This is a genomic window from Pseudomonas sp. MS19, assembly GCF_013277615.1.
Taxonomy (GTDB): domain Bacteria; phylum Pseudomonadota; class Gammaproteobacteria; order Pseudomonadales; family Pseudomonadaceae; genus Aquipseudomonas; species Aquipseudomonas marincola.
The window spans coordinates 49,410-75,189 of record NZ_VBTO01000003.1; the positions used below are offsets into that span (position 1 = coordinate 49,410).

19 protein-coding genes are annotated in these 25,780 nt (G+C 58.5%); 12 read left to right on the plus strand and 7 right to left on the minus strand.

The window, feature by feature from the left end; translation table 11 throughout:
- Positions 1-616 precede the first annotated feature (616 nt).
- The 4 genes from FEZ62_RS00750 to FEZ62_RS00765 all read left to right on the plus strand — a co-directional run bounded on the left by FEZ62_RS00750 (position 617) and on the right by FEZ62_RS00765 (position 4,508).
- Complete coding sequence (locus tag FEZ62_RS00750) at positions 617-2,107, plus strand: NCS1 family nucleobase:cation symporter-1 (protein WP_090513771.1); 1,491 nt, start codon at positions 617-619, stop codon at positions 2,105-2,107.
- A 26-nt stretch (positions 2,108-2,133) separates the two neighbouring features.
- Positions 2,134-3,417, plus strand: a complete 1,284-nt coding sequence (locus FEZ62_RS00755; protein WP_069902478.1) for a Zn-dependent hydrolase — start codon at positions 2,134-2,136, stop codon at positions 3,415-3,417.
- A 98-nt stretch (positions 3,418-3,515) separates the two neighbouring features.
- Positions 3,516-3,902, plus strand: coding sequence for an MAPEG family protein (locus FEZ62_RS00760; protein WP_069902479.1), 387 nt, complete (start codon positions 3,516-3,518; stop codon positions 3,900-3,902).
- Between the two features lie 156 nt (positions 3,903-4,058).
- On the plus strand, positions 4,059-4,508 hold the full coding sequence (locus FEZ62_RS00765) for a cytochrome c (protein WP_090513764.1): 450 nt from the start codon (positions 4,059-4,061) through the stop codon (positions 4,506-4,508).
- Here the strand turns inward: FEZ62_RS00765 and ligB are convergent.
- The 3 genes from ligB to FEZ62_RS00780 all read right to left on the minus strand — a co-directional run bounded on the left by ligB (position 4,502) and on the right by FEZ62_RS00780 (position 8,649).
- Positions 4,502-6,184, minus strand: coding sequence for an NAD-dependent DNA ligase LigB (gene ligB / locus FEZ62_RS00770; protein WP_242454854.1), 1,683 nt, complete (start codon positions 6,182-6,184; stop codon positions 4,502-4,504). The genes FEZ62_RS00765 and ligB overlap by 7 nt on opposite strands.
- A gap of 221 nt (positions 6,185-6,405) precedes the next feature.
- Positions 6,406-7,596 (minus strand): methionine adenosyltransferase, encoded by a 1,191-nt coding sequence (gene metK, locus FEZ62_RS00775; RefSeq protein WP_069902482.1) that lies wholly within the window; start codon positions 7,594-7,596, stop codon positions 6,406-6,408.
- Positions 7,597-7,608: 12 nt separating this feature from the next.
- Positions 7,609-8,649: a metalloregulator ArsR/SmtB family transcription factor gene (locus tag FEZ62_RS00780; protein WP_069902483.1), complete on the minus strand. Its 1,041-nt coding sequence runs from the start codon at positions 8,647-8,649 to the stop codon at positions 7,609-7,611.
- A gap of 246 nt (positions 8,650-8,895) precedes the next feature.
- Between FEZ62_RS00780 and FEZ62_RS00785 the strand changes: the two genes are divergently transcribed.
- Complete coding sequence (locus FEZ62_RS00785; protein ID WP_172926499.1) at positions 8,896-10,491, plus strand: FG-GAP-like repeat-containing protein; 1,596 nt, start codon at positions 8,896-8,898, stop codon at positions 10,489-10,491.
- 57 nt (positions 10,492-10,548) lie between these two features.
- On the opposite strand, the gene FEZ62_RS00790 is transcribed toward FEZ62_RS00785, so the two are convergent.
- Positions 10,549-11,331, minus strand: coding sequence for a glutathione S-transferase (locus FEZ62_RS00790; RefSeq protein ID WP_172926500.1), 783 nt, complete (start codon positions 11,329-11,331; stop codon positions 10,549-10,551).
- Positions 11,332-11,511: 180 nt separating this feature from the next.
- Between FEZ62_RS00790 and tkt the strand changes: the two genes are divergently transcribed.
- The 6 genes from tkt (at position 11,512) to fba (ending at position 17,654) form a co-directional block, all read left to right on the plus strand.
- Positions 11,512-13,509 carry a transketolase gene (gene tkt, locus FEZ62_RS00795; protein ID WP_172926501.1) on the plus strand — a complete coding sequence of 666 codons (1,998 nt, stop codon included), beginning with the start codon at positions 11,512-11,514 and terminating at the stop codon, positions 13,507-13,509.
- A gap of 71 nt (positions 13,510-13,580) precedes the next feature.
- Complete coding sequence (epd, locus tag FEZ62_RS00800) at positions 13,581-14,648, plus strand: erythrose-4-phosphate dehydrogenase (protein WP_069902487.1); 1,068 nt, start codon at positions 13,581-13,583, stop codon at positions 14,646-14,648.
- A gap of 4 nt (positions 14,649-14,652) precedes the next feature.
- Complete coding sequence (locus FEZ62_RS00805; RefSeq protein ID WP_090513737.1) at positions 14,653-15,816, plus strand: phosphoglycerate kinase; 1,164 nt, start codon at positions 14,653-14,655, stop codon at positions 15,814-15,816.
- A gap of 67 nt (positions 15,817-15,883) precedes the next feature.
- The gene (locus FEZ62_RS00810; RefSeq protein ID WP_239655524.1) at positions 15,884-16,081 is read left to right on the plus strand and encodes a hypothetical protein; all 198 of its coding nucleotides are present in this window, start codon (positions 15,884-15,886) and stop codon (positions 16,079-16,081) included.
- Between the two features lie 74 nt (positions 16,082-16,155).
- Positions 16,156-16,485 carry an MliC family protein gene (locus tag FEZ62_RS00815; RefSeq protein ID WP_069902489.1) on the plus strand — a complete coding sequence of 110 codons (330 nt, stop codon included), beginning with the start codon at positions 16,156-16,158 and terminating at the stop codon, positions 16,483-16,485.
- Between the two features lie 104 nt (positions 16,486-16,589).
- Positions 16,590-17,654 (plus strand): class II fructose-bisphosphate aldolase, encoded by a 1,065-nt coding sequence (gene fba, locus FEZ62_RS00820; protein WP_090513731.1) that lies wholly within the window; start codon positions 16,590-16,592, stop codon positions 17,652-17,654.
- Positions 17,655-17,737: 83 nt separating this feature from the next.
- On the opposite strand, the gene FEZ62_RS00825 is transcribed toward fba, so the two are convergent.
- The 3 genes from FEZ62_RS00825 to FEZ62_RS00835 are packed head-to-tail and all read right to left on the minus strand — an operon-like array spanning position 17,738 to position 20,619.
- A complete protein-coding gene (locus FEZ62_RS00825; RefSeq protein WP_172926502.1) occupies positions 17,738-18,193 on the minus strand; it encodes a DUF2214 family protein in 456 nt (151 codons plus the stop codon).
- Positions 18,194-18,203: 10 nt separating this feature from the next.
- The gene (locus tag FEZ62_RS00830) at positions 18,204-19,259 is read right to left on the minus strand and encodes a sensor domain-containing diguanylate cyclase (protein WP_172926503.1); all 1,056 of its coding nucleotides are present in this window, start codon (positions 19,257-19,259) and stop codon (positions 18,204-18,206) included.
- A gap of 13 nt (positions 19,260-19,272) precedes the next feature.
- The gene (locus FEZ62_RS00835) at positions 19,273-20,619 is read right to left on the minus strand and encodes an MATE family efflux transporter (RefSeq protein WP_172926504.1); all 1,347 of its coding nucleotides are present in this window, start codon (positions 20,617-20,619) and stop codon (positions 19,273-19,275) included.
- Positions 20,620-20,789: 170 nt separating this feature from the next.
- Between FEZ62_RS00835 and FEZ62_RS00840 the strand changes: the two genes are divergently transcribed.
- Entirely contained in the window at positions 20,790-25,703 is a 4,914-nt protein-coding gene (locus FEZ62_RS00840; RefSeq protein ID WP_172926505.1) for an alpha-2-macroglobulin, read from the plus strand.
- Positions 25,704-25,780: the final 77 nt, after the last annotated feature.

Here is a 25,780-nt window from a genome sequence, read left to right on the forward strand (position 1 = left end):
ATTCCTCTCAGGCTGGCCGATGCGTGTCGGCTCTTGGATTTATCTGGAAGCATCTGGCAGTGGCTCGATTTAATCCTGTCACTGCTGTCAGGAATAGAACTTAGTAGCAGTTTGGGAAATGATCAAGATTATTTTTTAATCAATTACTTTGTTAATAAGTATATGAAAAATAACGACATTTTATGTAAATCACCAAAATGGTTCGGCAGTTCACCATTTTGACGCACTTGACAGGTTGTCAAAATGAGCGAGATTTCCTATGCAAAATCAGCGATTTAAACCGGCGGGATTGAGCGCTGTGCAGGTTTGAAAAAAATATGCCTGCACCACTTTGAATCCTGACTGTGCAGACAACCTGTAGAAACACGCTTCAATTGATCGGGTTGCTGCTGATTTGGAAGCCATGATTTTTTATAAAAGGATTACTAATCAGCGCGTTAGAGAAATAACTGGTGATTTGAGGGGCGCACAACATGGTTTTAGGCACGCTTATTGAGTGTCGCAGCAGTCATGTTCGTCGGCCTCGCAACGCCATTGGCACCGCAGCAGATCGAAGAACTCCGGCCATCGTGTAGCCCGATGAGCTAATAACAATCAAAAAAATCTGGAGAAGCCCATGCAACAAAGCAGATCGGAAGTCACAGAGCGTGATGGCTTGTATGAGTTAGAGGCGGGCAGTGACGTCCTCGACAGCCCTCGATTCAACCACGACATCGCACCGACCAAGGTGCATGAGCGAACCTGGAACAAATGGCACATCACCGCGCTTTGGGTCGGTATGTCGATCTGCGTACCGACCTACACCTTGGGTGGTGTGCTGACGGCCTACTTCGGGCTGTCGGTCGGGGAGGCGCTGTTGGCCATTTTGCTCGCCAACATCGTGGTGCTGATCCCGCTCACCCTCAACGCATTCCCCGGTACCAAGTACGGCATTCCCTTTCCGGTATTACTTCGCTCCTCGTTCGGCATCATTGGCTCCAACGTGCCCTGTTTGATTCGGGCAGTGGTGGCGTGCGGCTGGTTCGGCATTCAGACCATGTTCGGCGGGCTGGCGATTCACCTGTTTCTGGGCTCGATTTTCGAGGGTTGGAAAGCCTTGGGCGGCACCGGTGAAGTGATTGGTTTCATGATCTTCTGGGTGCTCAACCTGTGGGTTGTACTGCGCGGCGCCGAGTCGATCAAATGGCTGGAAACGCTTTCTGCACCGTTGCTGGTGCTGGTAGGCGCCGGCTTGCTGGTGTGGGCGCTGCCCAATGTGTCGATGAGCGAATTGCTCGCACAACCGCCCAAGCGTCCTGAAGGTGCAAGTGTGGTCGGTTACTTCATGGCCGGTTTGACCGCGATGGTCGGGTTCTGGGCGACATTGTCGCTGAACATCCCGGACTTCAGTCGCTACGCGAAAAGCCAGAAAGACCAGATTGTCGGCCAGATTATTGGCCTGCCGCTGACCATGTTCCTGTTTGCTGCGCTGGGCGTGGTGATGACCGCTGCATCGGCTTCGCTGGTTGGCGAAACCGTGTCGGATCCGGTCAGTCTGATCGGCCATATCCAGAGCCCGGGCTGGGTGGCAGTGGCGATGGCGTTGATTATCGTGGCGACGCTTTCTACCAACACCGCCGCTAACATCGTATCCCCCACCAATGACTTCCAGAACATTGCGCCCAAGCTGATCAACCGCACCAAGGCAGTGTTGATCACAGGCTTTGTCGGTCTGGGTTTGATGGGCCATGAGCTGCTTAAAAAGCTCGGCTGGATTGTCTCTGATGTCAGCCTAGAAAGCGTTTATTCAAACTGGCTGCTGGGTTACTCAAGCCTGCTCGGGCCTATCGCCGGGATCATGGTGGCGGATTACTTCCTAATCAAGAAACAGCGTCTGGATCTGGCGGGCCTGTACCGCGACGACGTTTATCCAGCCTGGAACTGGATGGGTTTTGCCGCCTTCGTATTGCCTGTTCTGCTGACCCTGATGTCGCTGGGCAGCCCTGCATTCAGCTGGTTCTACGATTATGGCTGGTTCACTGGCTCGGCACTCGGCGGGCTGATCTATTTCGGCTTGTGCAGCGCCAATAGCTCGCGCACTGCCGTTGTCGCCAAACCGTCACTCTAAAACTCAGAATCGACAGAGAGGTATTTATGACCGCTGCCCAGGCTGTTTTGCAATCCACTGATCAGCACATCAATAGCGAGCGTTTATGGCAATCGCTGATGGAATTGGCCCAGCTCGGCGCTACGCCCAAAGGCGGCGTTTGCCGCCTGGCCCTGACCGATCTCGACCGCCAGGCCCGCGATTTATTCGTCAAGTGGTGTGAGGCTGCCGGGTGCAGCGTAACGGTGGACGGCGTCGGCAATATTTTTGCCCGCCGCCCCGGACGTAATCCCAATTTGCCGCCGGTGATGACCGGCAGTCACATCGACACGCAGCCCACGGGCGGCAAGTTCGATGGTTGCTTTGGCGTCATGGCCGGCGTCGAGGTGCTGCGTACCTTGAACGATCTGGGCATTGAAACCGAAGCGCCGCTGGAAGTGGTGGTGTGGACCAACGAGGAAGGCTCGCGTTTCGCACCGTGCATGATGGGCTCCGGGGTATTCGCCAGCAAATTCACTCTGGAAGAAACTCTGGCCAAGCGTGATGCCGATGGCGTGACGGTGGGCGAGGCGCTCAACGCTATCGGTTATGCCGGTAGCCGCGCCGTCACCGGCCACGCCGTGGGCGCCTACTTTGAAGCGCACATCGAGCAGGGGCCGATTCTTGAGGATGAAGAGAAAACCATCGGTGTGGTGCTTGGTGCGTTGGGGCAAAAGTGGTTCGACCTGACCTTGCGCGGCGTTGAAGCGCACGCTGGCCCAACGCCGATGCATTTGCGCAAAGACGCACTGGTTGGCGCGGCGGCCGTGGTCGCGGCAGTAAACCGCATTGCGCTTGAGCATCAGCCGCACGCCTGCGGCACCGTCGGTTGCCTGCAGGCGTATCCGGGGTCGCGTAACGTGATTCCGGGCGAGGTGCGCATGACACTGGATTTCCGTCATCTTGAGCCGGAGCGTCTGGATTCGATGATCGCGCAGGTGCGCAAAGTGATCGAGACCACCAGCGCCGAGCATGGTTTAAGCGTCGAACTGACGCCGACGGCAGACTTCCCGCCGCTGTATTTTGATGAGGTCTGTGTGGATGCCGTGCGCAGTGCTGCGCAAGGGCTGGGGATGTCGCACATGGACATCGTCAGCGGCGCCGGCCACGACGCGATTTTTCTCGCGGAGCTGGGCCCGGCCGGGATGATTTTCGTGCCGTGCGAGGGCGGTATAAGCCATAACGAAATCGAAAACGCCGCGCCAAGTGACTTGGCAGCAGGTTGTGCGGTGCTGTTGCGCGCCATGTTGCGCGCCTCGGCGGCCATTGCCAGCGGCAAACTGGCGGCATGATTGGCGCTTTTGCCTTGTGATTGAAGGAGAACGGTCATGGACGACCGTTCGTCGCTAGCGCACTCTAGCTAATCCTTCTATTCGAGCGCGGAGTGTCCATGACAATTGCCTTCTGGTGTGTACTGATAGCCCTGTTTTTACCTTACCTGGCGACTGTCTCGGCCAAGGCTGCCAGCGGCGGCTTCAGCCCGCGTCACAACCATGATCCCCGGGCGCATCTGGGCAGCGTCGAAGGGCTCGCGCGGCGTGCCAATAACGCTCAGCTGAATGGCTTCGAAGTGACCCCTGCATTTGCTGCAGCGGTGATTATTGCTCACTTGGCGGGTGGCGCCGAGCAAGGCTTGATCGACCAACTGGCCATCGCGTTTGTAATCAGTCGTCTGGTTTATCTGGTCTGTTACCTGGCCGACTGGGCGCCTCTGCGTTCGTTGGTTTGGTTCGTCAATATGGGCCTGATTATCAGCCTGTTTGTGGTGTCTGCCTGAGTTTCAACACACCAAACTGACCGCTAGCTGTCTTCGCTGTGGGGCGTGCGTGCAGGCTCAATAGTTTGTTGCGACAAATTACCGCGCTTGGCCGCAGGCGCGGGAGTGACGATACTGTCGCCCTCTTTTGAGCCTTGTTGCAGTTATGAAGGTGTTATGAAACTCAGAAACGCTCTGCTAATTCTGCTTGCCGCCAGCACACTCACCGCCTGCGGTGGTGTCGATCCCAACTCACCACTGGGCCAGCGCCAAGCCATTTTCAAGCAAATGCTGAAAACCAGTGAAGACCTTGGCGGCATGATTCGTGGCCGCATTGTGTTCGACGAGGCGCGCTTTGTTGAAGGCGCCGCCAAGCTCGATCAGATTTCACGCACGCCCTGGCAGCACTTTCCGCAGATCAAGGAAGAAGATCACACCAACGCCAAGGACGATGTATGGAAGCGTCAGGCACGGTTTAAAGAACTGGCCGATGATCTGGAAAACAGCACGGCTGCGTTAGTCGTCGCAACCACCGCCAAGCCGTTGAAAAGCTCTGATCTGGCGGCGCCGGTCAAGCGCGTCGAAGACAGCTGCAAGGCGTGTCACCAAGAGTTCCGCAATCACTGATCCGGCGAGAAGCCAGCCACTTCGAGTGTTTGAAGTTGCTGGCCGAGGCGCTTTACCTGCGGGTGAGCAAAGAATGCCTGCAGGGCGGCGGCCCGTTTTGGGCCAATGCCACGAAGCTCGCGCCAGTCTTGCTCGCTTCGCCGGGCCAAGGCTTGCCAGGAGTTTGCGGGTAGAGTGTTCAACGGCGGCATGCCCAGCGCAATCAACCAGTTGGCTAGCGGCAATTGGCGTACCCGTTGGATGTGATGCAGCAACAAGTCGGTGCGGTGCTGCCCCAGCCCCGGCGTTGCCAGCAACTGCTCGCGGCTTAAGGCGAGCCAGTCCAGCAGTTGATAAACCTGTTGGCTGTCGAGCAGCTTCTGCCACGTCGCTGGGCCAACTCCTTGCATGTTCAGACCATCGCTGCTGGCTAACCACTCAAGCCGTGCGCTGAATTGTTGCCGGCAGCCGGGCGAGTCTTGCCAGCAAGTCAGTGCGTGGTAATCGCTGGCACTTGGCGCGATAACGCTGGGGCTTTGCTCTGCACGCATGACGATCCGCTCAAGCGTGGGGATGGCATGCCCGCTCAGGCGAATCGCCACGCTGTCGCCCGGTTGAATGTTTAGTTGCTGCCAGCGCTGCAGTGAACCGAGGCTGACCCGGCTGATATTGCGCCCATCCAGCTTAATGGTTTGCAGCTGCAGAATCGGGGTGATGCGCCCGCTGCGACCAATCGAGAAGCGCACCGCTTGCACCCGTGCCAACGCGCTGGAAACCGGATATTTCCAGGCTGCTGCCCAGTGCGGTGGTTTCGCTTGCCAACGTGCGGCGGGCGAGCGCGTATTCTGGCGCAGCACCACGCCGTCAGTGGCAAAGGGCAGGGGCTGCGTCCACCAGTGCTGGCGCCACCGTTGAGCATCTTCGAGGGTTTTTATCGGCCGGCTGTATTGCTGGCTGGCGGGGAAGCCAAGCGCGGCCAGTTGCTCGTTGCGCGTATCAATGTCACTTGGGCCTTGTGGCCAGTCCCAAACAAACAAGCCAATTTCTTCACCTTGCTGGCGGGTCAGTTGTTTGCGGTTCATCAGCCCGGCCACTGCGCTGCGCGCGCCACCGCCGCCATCGCGCGACTGCACGTGGCGGTCCAGTTTCAGGTACAGCTCGCCTTGTATCAGCAAGTCGCGTTGCGCCGCTAATTGAGCGGGTATGGCGCTGATGTGGCGGGCGTTTTGTGTCCAGTCCTGACCGCTGATGCCGTCGCCCCGGCTGATCACTTGCACCAGTTTGGCGTTGCGATAAATCAGCGTGACGGCAACGCCATCGACTTTAGGCTGAATCCAGACCTCGTCGCGGCTTTTGAGCCATGCATTCACGGCGTCTTCGTCGGCGAGTTTACGCAAGCCTGTTTGCGCAATTGGGTGCTGCAGTGGCCCGGCATTAACAATCAGTGGATTAGTCGCGGCGGGTGTGAGCGCGGGGAAACAGTCGCGCAATTGGTCAAGCTGCGCCCGTGCCTGATCGTAGATCTGGTCGCTGACCAAAGGCGACTTATCCACATAGTAAGCGCTGTCCCAGCGAGCGATGCGGCTGTGCAGTTGGTTGATTTCAGCGCTGGCGCGTTGCTTATCCCATGCAGGGCAGGGGGCGGCCTCGGCGACCACGCTCAATAGCAGCAGGAGCATAAACAGATAGATCGGCATCGCAGGCATCCATGCGGGCGGGCTGCCTTGAGGCTAGTTCAGCAGATTTGGCGCGGTGTTAACTAAAGAGTGGCGGGGCTTCGATAATTGCGCAGCGTTGCCAGTGGTAGGCGAGTGGCTGAAAACGTGCGCGTCAGTTTCGGGATGTGGCTGCGCGCATTCTGCAAAGTTTACCGGTGAAAAAAAGCCCCGCACGTGGCGGGGCTCATTTTTGCTATGGCTTACAGGCCGGCAGCGGCGCGCAGATCAGCGGCCTTGTCGGTGCGTTCCCAAGTGAACGCGGTGAAGGTTTCACCTTCGTAAGTCATTTCGTACGGGTTGCGACCGAAGTGGCCGTACGCCGCCGTTGGCTGGTACATCGGGTGCAACAGGTCGAGCATTTTGGTGATCGCGTATGGACGCAGATCGAAGTGCTCGCGCACCAGTTGGATGATCTTGTCATCGCTGATCTTGCCTGTGCCGAAGGTGTTCAGCGAGATCGAGGTTGGCTGAGCCACGCCGATTGCGTAGGAAACCTGAATTTCGCAGCGCTCGGCCAGGCCGGCAGCGACGATGTTCTTGGCAACATAACGGCCAGCGTATGCAGCTGAACGGTCTACCTTCGACGGGTCCTTACCGGAGAACGCGCCACCACCGTGACGGGCCATGCCGCCGTAGGTGTCGACGATGATCTTACGGCCAGTCAGGCCGCAATCGCCCACTGGGCCGCCGATTACAAAGTTACCGGTTGGGTTGATGTGGAACTGGGTGTCTTTGTGCAGCAGTTCGGCAGGCAGCACGTGCTTGACGATCAACTCCATAACGCCTTCGCGCAGGTCGTTGTAGCTGACTTCCGGGTTGTGCTGGGTCGACAGAACAACGGCGTCGATACCGGCAACCTTGCCGTTTTCATAGCGGCAGGTGACCTGCGATTTCGCGTCCGGGCGCAGCCAAGGCAGCAGGCCGGATTTGCGTGCTTCAGCCTGACGCTCGACCAGACGGTGCGAGAAGCAGATTGGAGCCGGCATCAGTACGTCGGTTTCGTTGCTGGCATAACCGAACATCAGGCCCTGGTCGCCCGCGCCCTGATCTTCTGGCTTGCTGCGGTCAACGCCCTGGTTAATGTCGACCGACTGCTTGCCGATGATGTTCAGAACGCCGCACGTGGCGCCGTCGAAACCAACGGTCGAGCTGTCGTAGCCAATGTCGATGATGACTTTACGGACCAGGTCTTCGAGATCAACCCAGGCGCTGGTGCTGACTTCACCGGCGATGATGGCAACGCCAGTCTTGACCATGGTTTCACACGCAACGCGGGCGTGTTTGTCTTTGCTGATGATCGCGTCGAGCACGGCATCGGAGATCTGGTCAGCAATTTTATCCGGGTGGCCTTCGGACACGGATTCGGATGTAAACAGGGAATAATCGCTCATCTATCGGTCTTCCTAATTAATACCGGTGGGTGAGATCGGTTGGGCGCGCACCTGCACACCTGAACCGCTGTGTTGTTCCGGTTTGGCAAAGTGCCGCACCTGAATCTGAAAACCATTGCGAAGGCCTACATAAAGGCTTTCACCCGGGTTAAGTCCTGCGGCGATAGCCCATTGGGCCAGGTCGTCCTGTTCAAAACCCAACCAGAGATCACCACAGGCCTGCCTGGCCCAACTCTGGTTGTGGCTACACAACTCGGTTATCAACAAGCTGCCGCCGGGCGTGACCCGTGTGGCGAGCTGCTTGAGCGCTTCGGCTGGCGCGGCGAAATGGTGCAAGACCATGTTCATCACCACGCAGTCGGCGGCGCTGTAATCATCATTCAACGCATCGGCCAGTTGCAGTTTGACGTTGCCGAGGGCGTGTTTTTCACATTGCAAACGTGCCAGATCAAGCATCGCCTGGCTGTTATCCAGCGCCGTTACGCTGTGAAAACGCTTGGCCAGCTCGGGCAGGAAACCGCCATCGCCGGGGCCGATTTCCAACGCATTGGCTGTGGCATCAAAGCCCAGTGCATCAAGCAAGGCCAGAACACTGTCGCGGTACTGCGCAAGCCCGGCAATCAGGTCTTGCTGCGCTTGAAAGCTGCCAGCGTTGCGCGCAAAGAAATCCTGGCTGGCTGCCGCGCGCTGGCTGTGAACCTGCGCAATGCGCGCCAATACGGCGTCGGGCAGCTGCAACTCATCGACTTCATCCAGCAGCGCGCTGTGCAACTTGCCGCCCAAACCAGTGGTGGCCGCCGACAAGGCGCGACGGTAAAAAATCGCATTGCCTTCGCGGCGGGTCGCTACCAGTCCTGCTTGCGCCAACACCTTGAGGTGATGGCTCATGCCGGATTGGCCGATGTCGAAAATCTGCGCCAGTTCCAGCACGCCAAAGGAGTCATTGCTCAGCGCACGTAAAACATTCAACCGTAGCGGGTCTCCGCCAGCTTTGCACAGGGCAGCCAGTTCATCGGCAGGCTCAAAGCGGAGCTGTGGGACGCGCAAGTTCATAGGGTGGGCAGTCTAATAGGTCATTTTTCATACAGCAAGACCAATATCAAAAAATCTTGATATTGGTCTTTGGCGTCCCATTGCCGCCGTCTGCATTAAGGCGTGAGGGTGCTGTTTGCGTGGGTTGCAGCGCAGCGACCGTTGGTCAGTCGTGGTTGTGTCAGATGCACATAAAGACGTTGCAGGGTTGTGACGCGGTTGTCTTTGCCGCAGAGTGCCGGTTTGGACCAATTAGCTAGGATGGCTATGAAAAAGAAAATCGGAATTCCTTTGGTTGTTGTCGCCGCTGCCGGTCTGGGGGCGTACTACTGGTTTTATCAGCAGTCTGAAGAGACGATAAAATCGTCCCCTGTTGAGCTCACCGGGCCCGCATTCAAGCCGGTCGATGTTGGGTTTACCCCGCACTGGGATAACGAAACCTCGCAGTTTTTCAGCGGCGCGGCAGTAATCGACATAGATGGCGACGGCAAGAGCGAGTTGTTCATCTCCAGCGGCAAAGGTCACCAAGATGGCCTGCTGCGTTATGTGGATGGGCGTCTGGTCGATGTCGCGGCTGAGGCCGGGCTGACAGGCGACCTGGCCGGCAAACAGGCCAGTTACGGCGCGCTGTCGTTTGACCTCGACGATGACGCCGATACCGACCTGCTGGTAACGCGCCAGGATGGTCTCTACGCGCTGATCAACACAAACGGCAAGTTCGTCACGCGCAAGCTCGACATCGCGCTGCCGGCGGACTCGATCCCGCTCAGCACAACCATTGCAGATATAGACAAAGACGGCCAGTTTGATCTGTACGTCAGCCTGTTTGTCGCGCCAGACAAATTCTCATCCAGCGTGTTCAATGATCCCGAACATGCCAAGCACAACCTGATGCTGCACAACGTTGGCAACATGACCTTCGAGGATGTGACCGAAAAAACCGCTACTCAAGGCACGCAAAACACCTTCCACAGCAGTTTTGTCGATCTCAATAACGATGGTTTGCAGGATCTGGTACTGGCCAACAACACCGGTCGCGTCGAGATATTCAAGAACAACGGCGACCTGACCTTCGAGTCGATTGCCATTGATTCCGGCCTCGGTTACTGGATGGGCATTGGCATTGGCGACATTGATGCTGATGGCGATCAGGATCTGTTCCTGTCGAATATCGGCACCAGTATCAGCAACAAGCTGGCACGCGGTGATCTGCGTGATGATCAGGAGTTGAATCTTGATTGGTTGCTGCTGGAAAACGAGGGCGACTTCAAGTTCCACGATGTGCTTAAAGACAAGGCGCTGGATGGTTACGGGTTCGCCTGGGGCGGTGTATTCGGTGATCTCGACCTGGATGGCAAGCTCGACCTGATGGTCGCGCAGAGCTACATAAAATGGCCGCCGCATCAGCTCAACAAATTGCCGGGCAAGGCCTTTGTTCAGGTTGGCGAAGGTAATACTGCCGGGTTCTATCAGAACGATGAACTGGAAGTCGGCGATCCCTACTACGGGCAGTCGCCGGTTATCTATGACATCGACAGCGATGGCCGTCCGGACCTGTTCTGGCTGAATATGGGCCAAAAGCCGAAGGCCTACCTGAACACCGGTAAAGCCAGCTACATCAAGCTGACGTTTGCCGACAATCTGGCGCTGGCTGGGGCCAATGTCACGGTTATCTCCAAGGCCGGGCGCAGCTACACCCAGCAGCTTAATACTCAGGCAGGCTTGTTGACCGACCAGAGTAATTCGCTGTTCTTTGGCTTGGGTGACGACAAGTCACCGGTCAGTGTCGAAGTGGTTCTGGCCAATGGCGAGCGGCGCACGGTGGAAAACATCGCCGCCGACAGCACCACAATCATTCGCTGAATAGCCTGAAGCGTTGGTATGAGCTGCGCCGCAACTGTGCGCAGCTCATACCGGCTGCTATGCCTTGGTCAGAGGCAAGCGTGAGCACCATTGCGCTGCCAGCAACGGCGGCCTGCTGTTGTCGGTGGCTTGCAGGGCGCTGTCGCAGACCAGTTTGTTGATAGGCTCAAACCACGCCTTGATCACTTCGCAGCGGACAAAGTCGTCCGCGTCTTCAAGGCCCAGGTAATACGGCATCGCCAGCATTCCGTAGGCGCTGATATCCACCTGACTGATGCAGTCGCCGGCCAGATAGGGCTTCTCGCTCAGCCAGTGTTTCATCTGCTTGAGCATTTTCTGCCGTTGTTCCGGTGCGCTGCCCTGGCTGATTTGCGGCAGCACCAAAGAGCGGATGAACGGTTGCTTGCGCAGCAGCAGCGGCCAGCCCGGCGTCAACATGAGCGGCACGCCGCACGCTTTGCGCATTACTGCCGCCAAGCGCCAGGCATTGCGGCAGGCTTTGAATGCCGAAGAATCAGCCTCCATGAACGCCGCCCGAAACAGGGTTGGCACCATGTTTTCGGTGAGCCATTGATCGCGGGTATCTATCAGCGACTGCTGCGCGGTTACTTCGGCAGGCCAGCGCCGTTCGATTTCATTGATGATGCTGCTGGAGTCGGCGTAATGGCTGCCGTCAATCGTCAGCACCGGGATCTGCTGACCGACCGGCAGCGTGCTGGTGAGTTTCAGCGGGTTAACATAATGCACGCGAAATGCCAGGCGCTTGTACAGCAGATAGGCATGTACTTTTGCGGCAAATGGGCTGGTGGGGTAGCTGTAAAGCGTAATTTCTGAAGCCAAGAGAAATTCCTTTTCTGGTGGCTGGCAGTGTCAACTGCTGGGAATACAGCGCGATCCTGGCGCTGCGGCGGTGTAGTTTCTCATCTAATGTGTCGATTGCGACTATCTGTCATTGCCCGAACGTGTGGTAGTGGGCGAAAATAGACCCCTTTTGTGTTTAGCCCCTTAGGAGAATCAGCGATGCCCAGCCGTCGTGAGCGTGCCAATGCCATCCGTGCCTTGAGTATGGATGCCGTGCAGAAAGCCAACAGCGGCCACCCTGGCGCACCAATGGGTATGGCGGATATCGCCGAAGTGTTGTGGCGTGACTACCTCAAGCACAACCCAAGCAACCCGAGCTTTGCTGACCGCGACCGCTTCGTGCTGTCGAACGGCCACGGCTCCATGCTGATCTACTCGCTGCTGCACCTGACCGGTTATGACTTGGGTATCGAAGACCTCAAGCAGTTCCGTCAGATGGGCAGCCGCACGCCGGGTCACCCAGAATACGGTTACACGCCCGGTGTTGAGACCACCACTGGTCCTTTGGGTCAGGGTATTGCCAACGCCGTTGGTTTTGCAATTGCCGAGAAAGTGCTGGGCGCGCAGTTCAACCGCGACGGCCACAAGATTGTTGACCATTACACCTACGCCTTCATGGGCGACGGCTGCATGATGGAAGGCATCTCGCACGAAGTCTGCTCGCTGGCCGGTACTCTGGGTCTGGGCAAACTGATCGCGTTCTACGACGACAACGGCATCTCGATTGATGGTGAAGTCGAAGGCTGGTTCAGCGATGACACCCCTAAGCGTTTTGAATCTTACGGCTGGCAGGTCATCCGTAACGTCGACGGCCACGATGCCGAAGAAATCAAGATTGCCATCGAAACTGCGCGCAAGAGCGAGCAGCCAACCCTGATCTGCTGCAAGACCATCATCGGTTTTGGTTCGCCGAACAAGCAGGGCAAGGAAGATTGCCACGGCGCCGCACTGGGTAATGACGAAATCGCGCTGACCCGTGCTGCACTGGGCTGGAACCATGGCCCGTTTGAAATCCCGGCAGATATATACGCCGAGTGGGATGCCAAGGCTGCTGGCGCTGCTGCCGAAGCCGAATGGGATCAGCGCTTTGCTGCTTACGCGGCGGCGTTCCCTGAGTTGGCCAGCGAATTCAAACGCCGTATGGCGGGTGAACTGCCGGCTGATTTCTCTGAGAAAGCGGCGGCCTACATCACTGAGGTTGCGGTTAAAGGCGAAACCATCGCCAGCCGTAAAGCCAGCCAGAACACCTTGAATGCATTTGGCCCGTTGCTGCCTGAGTTCCTCGGCGGCTCGGCCGACCTCGCCGGCTCCAACCTGACCCTGTGGAAAGGTTGCAAGGGCGTATCGGCTGAAGATGCCAGCGGCAACTACATGTACTACGGCGTTCGCGAGTTTGGCATGAGCGCGATCATGAACGGCGTGGCCCTGCACGGCGGTTTCGTACCGTACGGCGCGACCTTCCTGATCTTCATGGAATACGCCCGCAACGCAGTGCGCATGTCGGCGTTGATGAAGAAGCGTGTGCTGTATGTGTTCACCCACGACTCTATCGGTCTGGGCGAAGACGGCCCGACTCACCAGCCAATCGAGCAGCTGACCAGCCTGCGCAGCACGCCTAATCTGGACACCTGGCGTCCGGCGGATGCTGTTGAATCGGCAGTGGCCTGGAAATACGCCATTGAGCGTAATGACGGCCCGTCCGCGCTGATCTTCTCGCGTCAGAACCTGCCGCACCAAGGCCGTGACGTTGCTCAGCTGAGCGACATCGCCCGCGGTGGTTACGTGCTGAAAGACTGCGACGGTGAGCCAGAACTGATTCTGATCGCGACCGGTTCCGAAGTCGGTCTGGCGGTTCAGGCGTTCGAAAAACTCAGCGAACAAGGTCGCAAGGTTCGCGTCGTTTCGATGCCGTGCACCAGCGTGTTCGATGCGCAGGACGCCGGCTACAAGCAATCCGTACTGCCTGTTCAGGTTGGCGCGCGGATCGCTATCGAAGCCGCTCACGCCGACTTCTGGTACAAGTACGTCGGCCTCGAAGGTCAGGTAATCGGCATGACCTCCTTTGGTGAGTCGGCGCCTGCACCTGCTCTGTTCGAGCACTTCGGTTTCACCGTGGACAACATCCTCGAAACCGCTGCTGAAATGCTCGAAGCCTGATCAAGACGGCCTCAGCCTGCGCGCATCAAGGTGCGCGCAGGCCAACGTCGCTCGCAATTATCGAGACTGTCATGCGTAATCGCCCCTTCAGAATTGCCCTCAATGGCTATGGCCGTATTGGCCGCTGCGTATTGCGTGCCTTGCACGAGCGGGGCGCTGGCGCGCAGCTGGAAATCGTTGCCCTGAATGACCTGGCCGATCAGGCCAGTATCGAATACCTGACCCGCTTCGATTCAACCCACGGGCGTTTTCCCGGCGAGGTTCGGGTCGAAGGCGATTGCCTGCACATCAACGGCGGTTGTGTGAAGGTGCTGCGCCAATCAACGCCCGAGGCGATTGACTGGGCGGCGCTGGATATCGACCTGTTGTTCGAGTGCTCGGGGCTTTATACCAGCCGTGCAGACGGCCAGAGATTTCTCAAGGCCGGTGCGCCGCGCGTGTTGTTCTCGCAGCCAATGGCCAGCGAGGCGGATGCCGACGCCACCATCGTTTACGGGGTTAATCAGCACGCATTAAGCGGTGCCGAGAAGCTCGTATCGAATGCGTCGTGCACCACCAACTGTGGCGTGCCGCTGCTTAAATTGCTCAATGAAGCCGTCGGGATCGAGTACGTATCGATCACCACGATTCACTCGGCAATGAACGACCAACCGGTGATTGATGCCTATCACCATGAAGATTTGCGCCGCACGCGTTCGGCCTTCCAGTCGCTGATTCCGGTGTCTACCGGCTTGGCGCGGGGTATCGAACGCTTGTTGCCGGATCTGCATGGGCGGATTCAGGCCAAGGCCATACGGGTGCCGACAGTTAACGTCTCGTGCCTGGACATCACCATTCAAACAGCGCGTGATACCAGCGCCGCTGAAATCAATCGCATCCTGCGAGACGCGGCCACCTCCGGCCCGCTGCAAGGTCTGATTGCATACACTGAAATGCCGCAGGTCAGTTGTGATTTCAACCACGACCCGCATTCAGCGATTGTCGATGGCAGCCAAACCCGGGTTTCCGGACCGCGCCTGGTCAATTTGCTGGCTTGGTTCGATAACGAATGGGGCTTTGCCAATCGCATGCTCGACGTTGCCGAACACTACTTATCTGCTTCCACCCAATCCATTCAACCAGCCCCCGTGAAGGACTGATTCCATGACCGTTTTAAAAATGACCGACCTCGACCTCCAAGGTAAGCGTGTGTTGATTCGCGAAGACCTTAACGTGCCGGTAAAAGACGGCGTGGTTAAAAGCGATGCACGTATCCTGGCGTCCTTGCCAACCATCAAGCTGGCGTTGGAAAAAGGCGCAGCGGTAATGGTTTGCTCGCACCTGGGTCGTCCGACTGAGGGCGAATACTCGGAAGAGAACAGCCTCAAGCCAGTTGCTGATTACCTCAGCAAAGCCTTGGGCCGTGACGTGCGTCTGGTCAAAGATTATCTGGGCGGCGTTGAGCTGGCAGCCGGCGAAATCGTGCTGCTGGAGAACGTGCGCTTCAACAACGGCGAAAAGAAAAACACCGACGAGCTGGCGCAGCAATACGCCAACTTGTGCGACGTCTTCGTCATGGACGCTTTCGGCACTGCGCACCGCGCTCAAGGTTCGACCCACGGCGTCGCCAAGTTCGCCAAGGTTGCGGCGGCTGGCCCGTTGCTGGCGGCAGAGCTGGACGCACTGGGCAAGGCGCTGGGTAACCCGGCCAAGCCGATGGCAGCAATTGTTGCCGGCTCGAAAGTGTCGACCAAACTCGACGTACTCAACAGCCTCAGCCAGATCTGCGATCAGTTGATTGTGGGCGGCGGTATTGCCAACACTTTCCTCGCTGCGGCGGGTTTTCCGGTCGGAAAATCGCTGTACGAAGCGGATCTGGTCGAGACTGCCAAAGCCATCGCCGCCAAGGTCAGCGTGCCGCTGCCGGTCGACGTTGTCGTGGCCAAGGAATTCGCCGAGTCAGCGACTGCAACCGTGAAGCTGGTGGCGGACGTTGCCGAAGACGACATGATTCTGGATATCGGTCCGCAGACTGCTGCTCAGTTCGCTGAGCTGTTGAAGTCTTCGAAAACCATCCTGTGGAACGGCCCGGTTGGTGTGTTCGAGTTCGATCAGTTCGGCGAAGGCACCAAAGCCCTGGCGTTGGCGATTGCCGAAAGCCCGGCGTTCTCTATCGCGGGCGGTGGTGACACGCTGGCGGCGATCGATAAATACAACGTTGCCGAGCGTATCTCCTATATTTCCACCGGTGGCGGCGCTTTCCTCGAGTTCGTAGAGGGTAAAGTGTTGCCAGCGGTTGAAGTGCTCGAGCAGCGCGCCAACGCTTGATAACCCACCGCCTGCAGGCCAATGCCGCAGGCGGTTTAACGTTGCAACGGATGACAGGGAGCCATTTATGATGCGCATGAGTCTAGCGGTAGCTGCAATTGTTCTGTCGATCACTGGGTGTGTCGGCGGTGCTCATCACGAGAAGGCTTGCAAGGTATTCAGCCCGGTCGAGATCGAGTCGCCAACCACCAATCAGGATCAACGCATCGATGTCGAGAGCAGTGAAGATATGACCAATGCCGGCGATGAGCAGACCAACTGCTGAGCATTGTCTTTAATCCACAGGGTTCGTGAAGTAGACCTGCGAGCCGTCAGACAACGGATGCCCGGAGAGCCAATATGGATAAACTATGCAAAGCCGCCGTCGGTGCTGCACTGCTCAGCGTAATAGCCGGTTGCTCCAGTCAGCCTGCAACGCCGGATGCATGGACCCGTTGGGTGTGTGACAGCCAGGCCGAAGTGCTGTGGCGCTTTACCGATGACAGCAAAGAGTCGGTGGATGTGCGTGTGGCCGGTGGCGATATTGCCCACCGCCTGAAACGTGAGCCTTCGGGCTCCGGCGCGATGTTCAGCGATGGCATGCTGACCTTTCACATGAAGGGTGAAGAAGGCCTGATTTACCGCACGGCCAGCAATGATTTGATCGGGCGCGGCTGCAAAGCCCCCTGAACAGCCGCCTGCAAGGTAATGCTTGGAGGCAATAGAACTTGAACACAGCTTGTCGCTGCGACAAGCTTGCACGATTAATGAGCCCAATTGGGAGACAGGAAAATATGGCACTTATCAGCATGCGCCAAATGCTCGACCACGCCGCCGAGTTCGGTTACGGCGTTCCGGCATTCAACGTAAACAACCTTGAGCAAATGCGCGCCATCATGGAAGCCGCCGACAAAACCGACTCGCCGGTTATTGTTCAGGCCTCCGCCGGTGCCCGCAAATATGCCGGTGCGCCGTTCCTGCGTCACCTGATTCTGGCGGCCATTGAAGAATTCCCGCACATTCCGGTATGTATGCATCAGGATCACGGCACCAGCCCTGCAGTGTGCCAGCGTTCGATCCAGCTGGGCTTCAGCTCGGTGATGATGGACGGCTCGTTGAAAGAAGACGGCAAAACCCCGGCTGACTACGACTACAACGTCCGCGTTACCCAGGAAACCGTGGCTATGGCGCACGCTTGCGGCGTTTCGGTAGAAGGCGAACTGGGTTGCCTGGGTAGCCTGGAAACTGGTCAGGCTGGCGAAGAAGACGGCATCGGCGCTGAAGGCATTCTCGATCACAGCCAGATGCTGACTGATCCGGAAGAAGCGGCTGACTTCGTCAAGCGCACTCAGGTTGATGCCTTGGCAATCGCCATTGGTACCAGCCACGGCGCGTACAAGTTCACCAAGCCACCTACTGGCGACATTCTGGCAATCGACCGCATCAAGGCGATTCACCAGCGTATCCCCAACACTCACCTGGTTATGCACGGTTCTTCTTCGGTTCCGCAGGAGTGGCTGGCGATCATCAACCAGTACGGCGGCGACATCAAAGAAACCTACGGCGTGCCGGTTGAAGAAATCGTTGAAGGTATCAAGCACGGCGTGCGCAAGGTCAACATCGACACCGACCTGCGCCTGGCATCGACCGGTGCAATGCGCCGCATGATGGCCGAGCAGCCGAGCGAGTTCGACCCACGTAAGTTCTTCGGCAAAACCGTCGAAGCCATGCGTGACATCTGCATCGCGCGTTACGAAGCGTTCGGTACTGCTGGCAATGCCTCGAAGATCAAGCCGGTCTCGCTGGAAGCCATGTACCTGCGTTATGCCAAAGGTGAGCTGGCCGCCAAGGTCAACTAATCTGGCTGAATATCAGGTCGTTTTCGCCTGATATTAAAAAACCTGTCCGGTGCGAGTCGGACAGGTTTTTTTATGCGTGCAGCCTAAGCGCCGGCGCCAAAACCACGCGCCATCAAGCTGGCGAGCAGCGGCAGGATCAACAGGATCAGCAGCTCAAGGCGGATAGTCATGATCACCAGTTTGCCTTTACGCTCGCTGACGTCTGGCACCTCGCCCGCGTTGACGCTGTTGCGCCAATTGATGAATACAAATGTCGGCAGGATGGACAGCAGCCCGACCAGCAGGAACAGGCCGAGCTTGATGTGGAATACGCCGTTATACAGGTAGTATTCCCAGCCCTTGCCGAACCACAACACCCGCGCTGCGCCGGTTATCAGCACCAGTGCGGCGCACAGGCCGTAGGCCAGATCGGTGATGATAAGTGTCTTGGAGCGCTGTAGATCGAGTGGGCGCTTGAACAACACATGCTCGATGGAAAGCAACGCGAACAGACCGAATATCGACAGATAATGCAGGTAGGCGGCAATTGCAGCGGCCATTGGCAGTTCCTTAGGCAGGGGCGAGAGTGCTTGAGCTTGGGTTGGCGACAGAGACTCGGTTACGGCCGCTGCGCTTGGCGTGATAGAGCGCCTTGTCGGCGCGTTGCATGGCCTGGCGTATGTCTTCCGGCGGCTCCACCAGTGTGCAGCCGATACTGATGGTCAGCGCCAGCTCGGCGTCTTCGATGATCATCGGCGAGTCGCCGATTTTGCTGCGAATGCGCTCGGCAATCTGCTCCAGTTCGCTGATGTCATGCACCTGCGTAATAACAACGAACTCTTCACCTCCACTGCGCGTAACGATGTCATGCGGGCGCATGGCGTCGCTGATACGCCGGGCGCTCTGCCAGAGCACGCGGTCGCCGCTGTCATGGCCGAAGTTGTCGTTCACATGCTTGAAGTGATCAAGATCGCAATAGAGCAGGCCCAAGCGCAGATTGTGCTCTTTGGCGTGGAGTTGTTCGATGGCCAGAAAGTGATCAAGACCGGCGCGGTTCCACAGTTGCGTCAGGGGGTCGAGCAGGGCTTTGCGCTGTTCGCGGCTGAGTTCGTCGCGCAGCTCCTTCGACTGCAAGCTGACTTTGCGCAGCTGCAAATAGCCTTCGGCCAGCATGGCCATGTCCTTGAGCAGTTGTTGCTGCTTTGCGCTCCACTCGCGTGGTGCCGTGTCCAGCAGGCATAAAGTGCCGAGTGCATAACCATCGCTGCTGTAGAGCGGCTGGCCGGCATAAAAGCGCAGGTGCGGGGCTTCGGTGACCAGCGGATTGTCTTTGAAGCGCGGGTCTTGCTGGGCATCTTCGACAATCATCATTTGTGAGCCGAGAATCGCATGGCCGCAAAACGAAACGCTGCGCGGAGTCTCGGCAATATCGGCGCCGATGCGCGCCTTGAACCACTGGCGCTGCTGATCGATCAGGCTGATCAGCACCGATTTGACCCCGAACAGATCGCGCACAACCCGCACCAATACATCCAGATACGGTTCGGCGGGAGTATCGAGCAGCTCCTGCTCATCCAGAGCTTTCTGACGCAAGGCTTCGTTGGCCGGTGTCTCAGGGCAGAGCATGCGATTTTCCTTATTAGGAACGAGGACTAAACCATAGATCATCTCTCGTCATAAGGTAAGCATAGCCACCCAGCGTCAGGCCGCGCAATATCATGAAACCGAGGAATGCCAGCCATAATCCATGATTGCCCAGACCTGTCAGCAGCCAGCCCAACAGCAGGCTCAGGGCCACGGCGAGCAACATGGCGTTGCGCATTTCGCGGGCGCGTGTTGCGCCGATGAACAAGCCATCCAGAAGGTAGCTCCACACCGCCAGCAACGGCAGCAGTGCCAGATATGGCAAATACTCGAGGGCAGTTTCACGCACGCTGTCGATGCTGGTTTGCATGCCGATGAACTGTTCACCCGCCAACGCAAAGAACAGTGCGAAACCAACACTGGCGAACAGTGACCAGCCAGCAGACACGATTAAGGTGCGGCGCAAACCTACCCGGTCGCGTGCGCCAAGAGCATGGCCGCACAGCGCTTCCACTGCATGGGCCAGGCCATCGAGTGCGTGCGCAGTCAGCAACAAGCCATTGAGCAGCAGTGCGTTGGCAGCGACAGTCGAGTCGCCCAGACGCGTGCCCTGCACGGTGATCAAGAAGAACACCAACTGCAAAGCCAGGGTGCGGATGAAAATGTCGCGATTCACCGCCAGCAATGGCCGCCAGTTCAGCCAACGGCGCAGCGCGCTCCAGTCAATGGTTCCCGCGTAGGCACTGAGCGCCCGGCGTGCCAGCCACAGGCCAAGCAACGCGCCGCTCCACTCGGCGACAACCGAGGCCCACGCCGCCCCCGCGACGCCAAAGTTCAGGCCGAGAACCAGCAGTAAATCCAACCCGACATTGAGCAGGTTGGTGGTCAGAAGAATTGCCAATGGCCCGCGCGCGTTCTGGGTGCCGAGCAGCCAGCCAATCAGCGCATAGGTCGCCAACGCGGCGGGCAGGCCGAACAGGCGAATCTGGAAGTAGTGGCGGGCCAGATCATCCAGCTCGGCGGAGGGCTGCATCAGCGCCAGCGCGGCGTGGCTAAAGGGCAGGGCGATGATTATCAGCAATGCGCTCAGTGCCACGCCAAGCAGTAACCCTTGCGTGAGCACCTGCCGCAGCGCGCTGCCATCTTCGCGGCCGGCTGCCTGTGCGGCAAAGCCAGTGGTGCCCATGCGCAAGAACCCCATCGCCCAGGTGAGCAGGGTGTAAAGGCTCGCGCCTACCGCCACCGCAGCCAGTTGGTAGGCGTGCGGCAAATGGCCGACCACGGCGCTGTCGACCAACGCCACCAGCGGCACAGAAATATTCGACAAAATCATCGGCGCCGCCAGCGCCCAGACTCGTTTATGGGTTGGGCTATGGCGCCAGGCATCTAGTATCAGTGACATGAAAAACTCCGCTATGGCGGCCACTATACGTGCCCATCAGGGGATTGGTTAAGGCTGATTTCAACGCGCGGGCCAGCTGCCACATTGATTCATGCAATTGCGTCATTGGGACGCAATCGGCAGTCGTCTATAGTGGGTGCTTTGCAACCGGCGAATAACGGAGACGGGTGATGCTGAACAAAGGACTGCTGTTGGCGATGGTGCTGGGTTTGCTCAGCGCGTGCGACTCCTCCGAGCCCGCCAAAGTCACTATCACTGAGCCCACTGGCAGTGCCCAACAGACTGCCCCCGCCGCCCCGCGCCCAGCCGTTGACCGGGAGGCGCTGGCCAAGCGTTATGCGGGCCGCGAGCTGACGGTTGTCGATGCATCGGAAGTGCAGATTGACGGGGCCAGTGCGCTCTCGATCAGCTTCTCGGTGCCACTTGAGCCGGATCAGGATTTCGCCCAAAAGCTGCATCTGGTCGACACCCAAACCGGCAAGGTAGATGGCGCATGGGAGTTGTCCGACTCACTCACAGAGTTGCGTCTGCGCCACCTTGAACCGGATCGCAAACTGGTGCTTACCGTCGATGCAGGGTTGCAGGCAATCAATGACACTGAGCTGGCCAAAGAGCACATCACCCGCCTGCAAACCACAGACATGCAGCCCAGTGTCGGCTTCGCCAGTCGTGGTTCGCTGCTGCCCACTCGCCTGGCGGAAGGCTTGCCGGTAATCACCCTGAATGTGGATCAGGTCAACGTCGAATTCTTCCGCATCAAGCCGCAGTCGCTGCCCAAATTCCTCAGTGAATGGGGCACCAACAGCAATCTCGAAAGCTGGCAGGCCAACTCTCTGCTGCCAATGGCCGAACTGGTATACGGCGGGCGCTTCGATCTGCAGCCCGAGCGCAACACCCGCGAAACCGTGATGTTGCCGATTGCCGGGCTTGAGCCGTTCAAGCAGCCCGGCGTGTATCTGGCCGTGATGAAAGCCGCCGGCACCTACAACTATTCAGTGCCGGCAACGCTCTTCACCCTGAGCGACATTGGCCTCTCGGTGCACCGTTACAACAACCGGCTCGATGTTTTCACTCAGGCGTTGGCGGGCGGTGGTGCGCAGGCGGATGTAGCGCTTGAAGTGCTCGACAACAAAGGCCGTGTGCTGGCCGAGGGCAAGACCGACAGTAAAGGCCATGCCGAATTGCCGCTGCCGCCCAAGGCGCAGGTGATTATTGCTCAGCAAGGCGAGCAGACCAGCTTGCTGCAACTCAACAGCTCGGCGCTGGATCTGGCCGAGTTTGATATCAGCGGGCCAGCGGCTCACGCCTTGCAGTTTTTTGTATTTGGCCCGCGTGATCTATACCGGCCAGGCGAAACGGTGCTGCTCAATGCGCTGCTGCGCGATGCCGATGGCCGTGCGGTCAACAACCAGCCCGTCAGCGTTGAAGTGCGCCGGCCCGATGCGCAGGTGAGCCGTAAGTTTGTCTGGAACGCCGATGACTCAGGTCTTTATCAATATGAGCTGCAACTGGCCGAGGAAGCGCCAACGGGGCGCTGGCAGCTGCTGCTCGATCTGGGCGATGGCGCGCCGCAACTGTATGAGTTTTCGGTCGAGGACTTTCTGCCAGAGCGCCTGGCGCTGGAACTGAAAGGTCAGGATCAACCGCTGAAACCGGCGCAGCATGCGCAGTTCGAGGTGAATGGCCGTTACCTTTACGGCGCGCCGGCCAGCGGCAATCGCATCAGCGGGCAACTCTATGCGCGGCCGCTGCGTGATGCCGTGGCGAGTTTGCCTGGATATCAGTTCGGCTCGGTCACCGAGAAAGAGCTGAGTCAGGATCTGGAGTTGGATGAGCAAACCCTGGATGAGCAGGGCAACACCACGCTGGATATCGAAAGTCGTTGGGATACGGTCAAGTCGCCGCTCAAGCTGATATTGCAGGCGAGCCTGCAAGAGTCTGGCGGTAGGCCCATAACCCGGCGGCTGGTGCAGCCGGTTTGGCCAGCTGAGCGTTTGCCCGGTATTCGCGGGCTGTTTGAAGGTGATCAGGTCGATGCCGACGGGCTGGCCAATTTCGAGATTCTGCTGGCTGATCCGGCGGGTAACAAGCTGGCAGCGGACGCGTTGACCGTACGTCTGGTGCGTGAACGCCGTGATTACTACTGGACGTTCTCGGACAACGACGGCTGGAGCAATAACTACAACGAGAAATTCCTCACCCTCAGCGAAGAGCGAATCAGCGTTGCTCAAGGCTCGACGGCCAAGGTCAGTTTCCCGGTGGAGTGGGGGCCGTATCGGGTCGAGGTGATCGACCCGCAGAGCAAGATGCTCAGCAGTGTGCGTTTCTGGGCGGGTTATCGCTGGCAGGACAACGCCGAAGGCGGCGCGGTACGCCCGGACCAAGTCAAGTTGGCGCTGGATAAACCCGCTTATGCGAACGGCGAAACCGCAAAGGTAACCGTTACCCCGCCGGTTGCGGGCAGTGGCTATTTGCTGGTCGAGTCGAGCGAGGGCCCGCTGTGGTGGCAACCGATTACGCTGCCAGCGCAAGGCCAGACCTTCGAGGTGCCGATCAGCAAAGACTGGCTGCGCCATGATCTCTACATCAGCGCGCTGGTGATTCGTCCGGGCGAGCGCAAGAGCAATGCCACACCAAAGCGGGCGGTCGGGATTCTGCACTTACCGCTGCAACGTGAGCAACGCAAGCTCAGCCTGAACCTGCAAGCTCCAGAAAAAATGCGCCCCAAACAGCCGCTGAATATTCAGGTGCAGGCGCAAAATGCTGACGGCAGTGCGGCCAAGCAAGCCTATGTGTTGGTGGCGGCGGTGGACTCTGGGATTCTTAATATCACCGAGTACCCGACGCCAGACCCCTATTCGAATTTGTTCGGGCGCAAGGCATACGGCGCCGACCAACTCGACGTATTCGGTCAGCTTATCGAGGCCGGACAGGGACGGATGGCCAAGCTGGCATTCGGCGGCGACGCGGCGCTGGCGGGCGGCGGCAAACGGCCTGAAAGCAATGTGCTGATTGTCGCGATGCAAGCCAAACCGGTGCAGCTCGATGATCAGGGCAAGGGCACTGTCAGCCTGGATATTCCCGATTTCAATGGTGAGTTGCGGCTCATGGCGCAGGTCTGGACTGATCAGCGCTATGGCATGGCCGAAGCCAAAACCGTCGTCGCTGCGCCGCTGGTGGCTGAGCTTTCGACGCCGCGCTTTCTTGCCGGCGGGGATGAAACCACGTTGGCGCTGGACTTGAGCAATCTCACAGAACAGGCGCAGACACTCGACGTGCAACTCGGGATCAGCGGCCAGCTTGAATGGGTCGATGCGCAGTTAGCCAACTCCACACTCACACTTGAACCGGGCCAGCGCAGCACGCTCCACATTCCGGTGCGGGCACTGGGCGGCTTTGGCCAGGGCAAGGTCGAACTCAAGGTCGATGGCCTGAGCCTGCCGGATGAGCAGTTGGCGGCCTTGCAGCGTGACTGGACGCTGGGTATTCGTCCGGCTTATCCCGCACGCCTGGAACACATGCGCAGCGTGCTCAAGGGCGACACATGGCAAATGCCTGCCGGCACGCTGGCGGCATTTGAACCTGCCGGTTTGCAAGCTCGACTGGCGGTTTCGAGCCGGCCGCCGCTTAACCTTGGCGAGCAGATTCGTGCGCTCAAGGCTTATCCCTATGGCTGCCTTGAACAGACCGCCAGCGGCCTGTATCCGTCGCTGTACGCCGATGCGGCGATCATCAAACGGCTGGGTCTGGAAACCGAGCCGGATGAGCAGCGCAAGCGTTCAATCGAGCTGGGTATCGAGCGCTTGCTGAGCATGCAGCGTTACAACGGCAGCTTTGGTTTGTGGGGCGCCGACAGTGATGAGGAATATTGGCTGACAGCCTATGTCACCGACTTTTTACTGCGCGCTCGCGAGCAAGGTTTTGCCGTGCCTGAAGAGGCCATGAAAAAGGCCAACGAGCGCCTGCTGCGTTATGTGCAGGAGCGCAATCTGATCGATGTCGGTTACAGCCAGAGCCTCGCTCACACCCGCTTTGCCGTGCAGGCCTATGCAGGCTTTGTGTTGGCACGCAGCCAGCAAGCGCCGCTTGGTGCGTTGCGTAATCTGTACGATCGGCGCAGCGATGCCGAGTCGGGCTTGCCGCTGGTGCAGTTGGCGATTGCCCTGCAGAAGATGGGCGACCAGCCGCGTGCCGACGATGCGCTGCGGGCAGGTTTGAGCCGTCAGCGCGACAGCGAGCGTTGGTTAGGTGATTACGGCAGCCAGTTGCGTGATCAGGCATTGATCATGGCACTGCTGGAGGAATATGACCTGGCCCCGACTGTGCGTGAGGCCCGGCTGTTTACCCTGGCGGATGAGCTGGCTGCGCAGCGATGGTTATCGACGCAGGAGCGCAATGCGCTGTATCTGGCCGGGCGCAATCTGCTGAGCAAACCCGAGCAGCCGTGGCAGGCCCAACTGCAAAGCGGCAGCCTGGCGTTTGAACTGAGTAATGCGCAGTCGGCGATCAAGCTCGATGGCAAGGATCTGGCCGAGCCGCTGACGCTAAGCAGTGCTTCGGAGCAACCTTTGTATCAGCAGCTCACGTTGTCCGGCTATCCGCGTAACGCCCCGGTTGCTGGTGGCGAGAACCTGAGCATTGGCCGCGATTATCTGGATATGCAGGGCCAGCCGCTGAACCTCGAAGAGCTTGAAAGCGGCCAGTTGGTGCTGGTGCATCTGGTAGTTGCGGCCAAGGAGCGCGTGCCGGATGCGCTGGTGGTCGATCTGTTACCGGCAGGGCTGGAGCTGGAGAATCAGAATCTGGCGCAAAGCGCTGCCAGCCTTGAAGATGCCAGCAGCGAAACCAAGGAGTGGCTGCAGTCGATGCAGAATGCCAACCTCAAGCATCGGGAGTTCCGTGGCGATCGCTATGTCGCGGCGCTGGATCTCGACGGCTATGGCAGCACCCATCTGTTGTATCTGGCGCGGGCCGTAACGCCCGGCAGCTACCGCGTGCCGCCACCTCAGGTTGAGTCCATGTACCGGCCCAACTGGCAGGCAATCGGCGATGCATCGGAGAAAATGGTGGTACGCAGCCGCTGATGTTTCCAGCGCTTGGGGATTGCGCCTTAGCAGGCTGCAATCCCGACGCTGGAATTTAAGCGGCTGTAGTCGTGCTG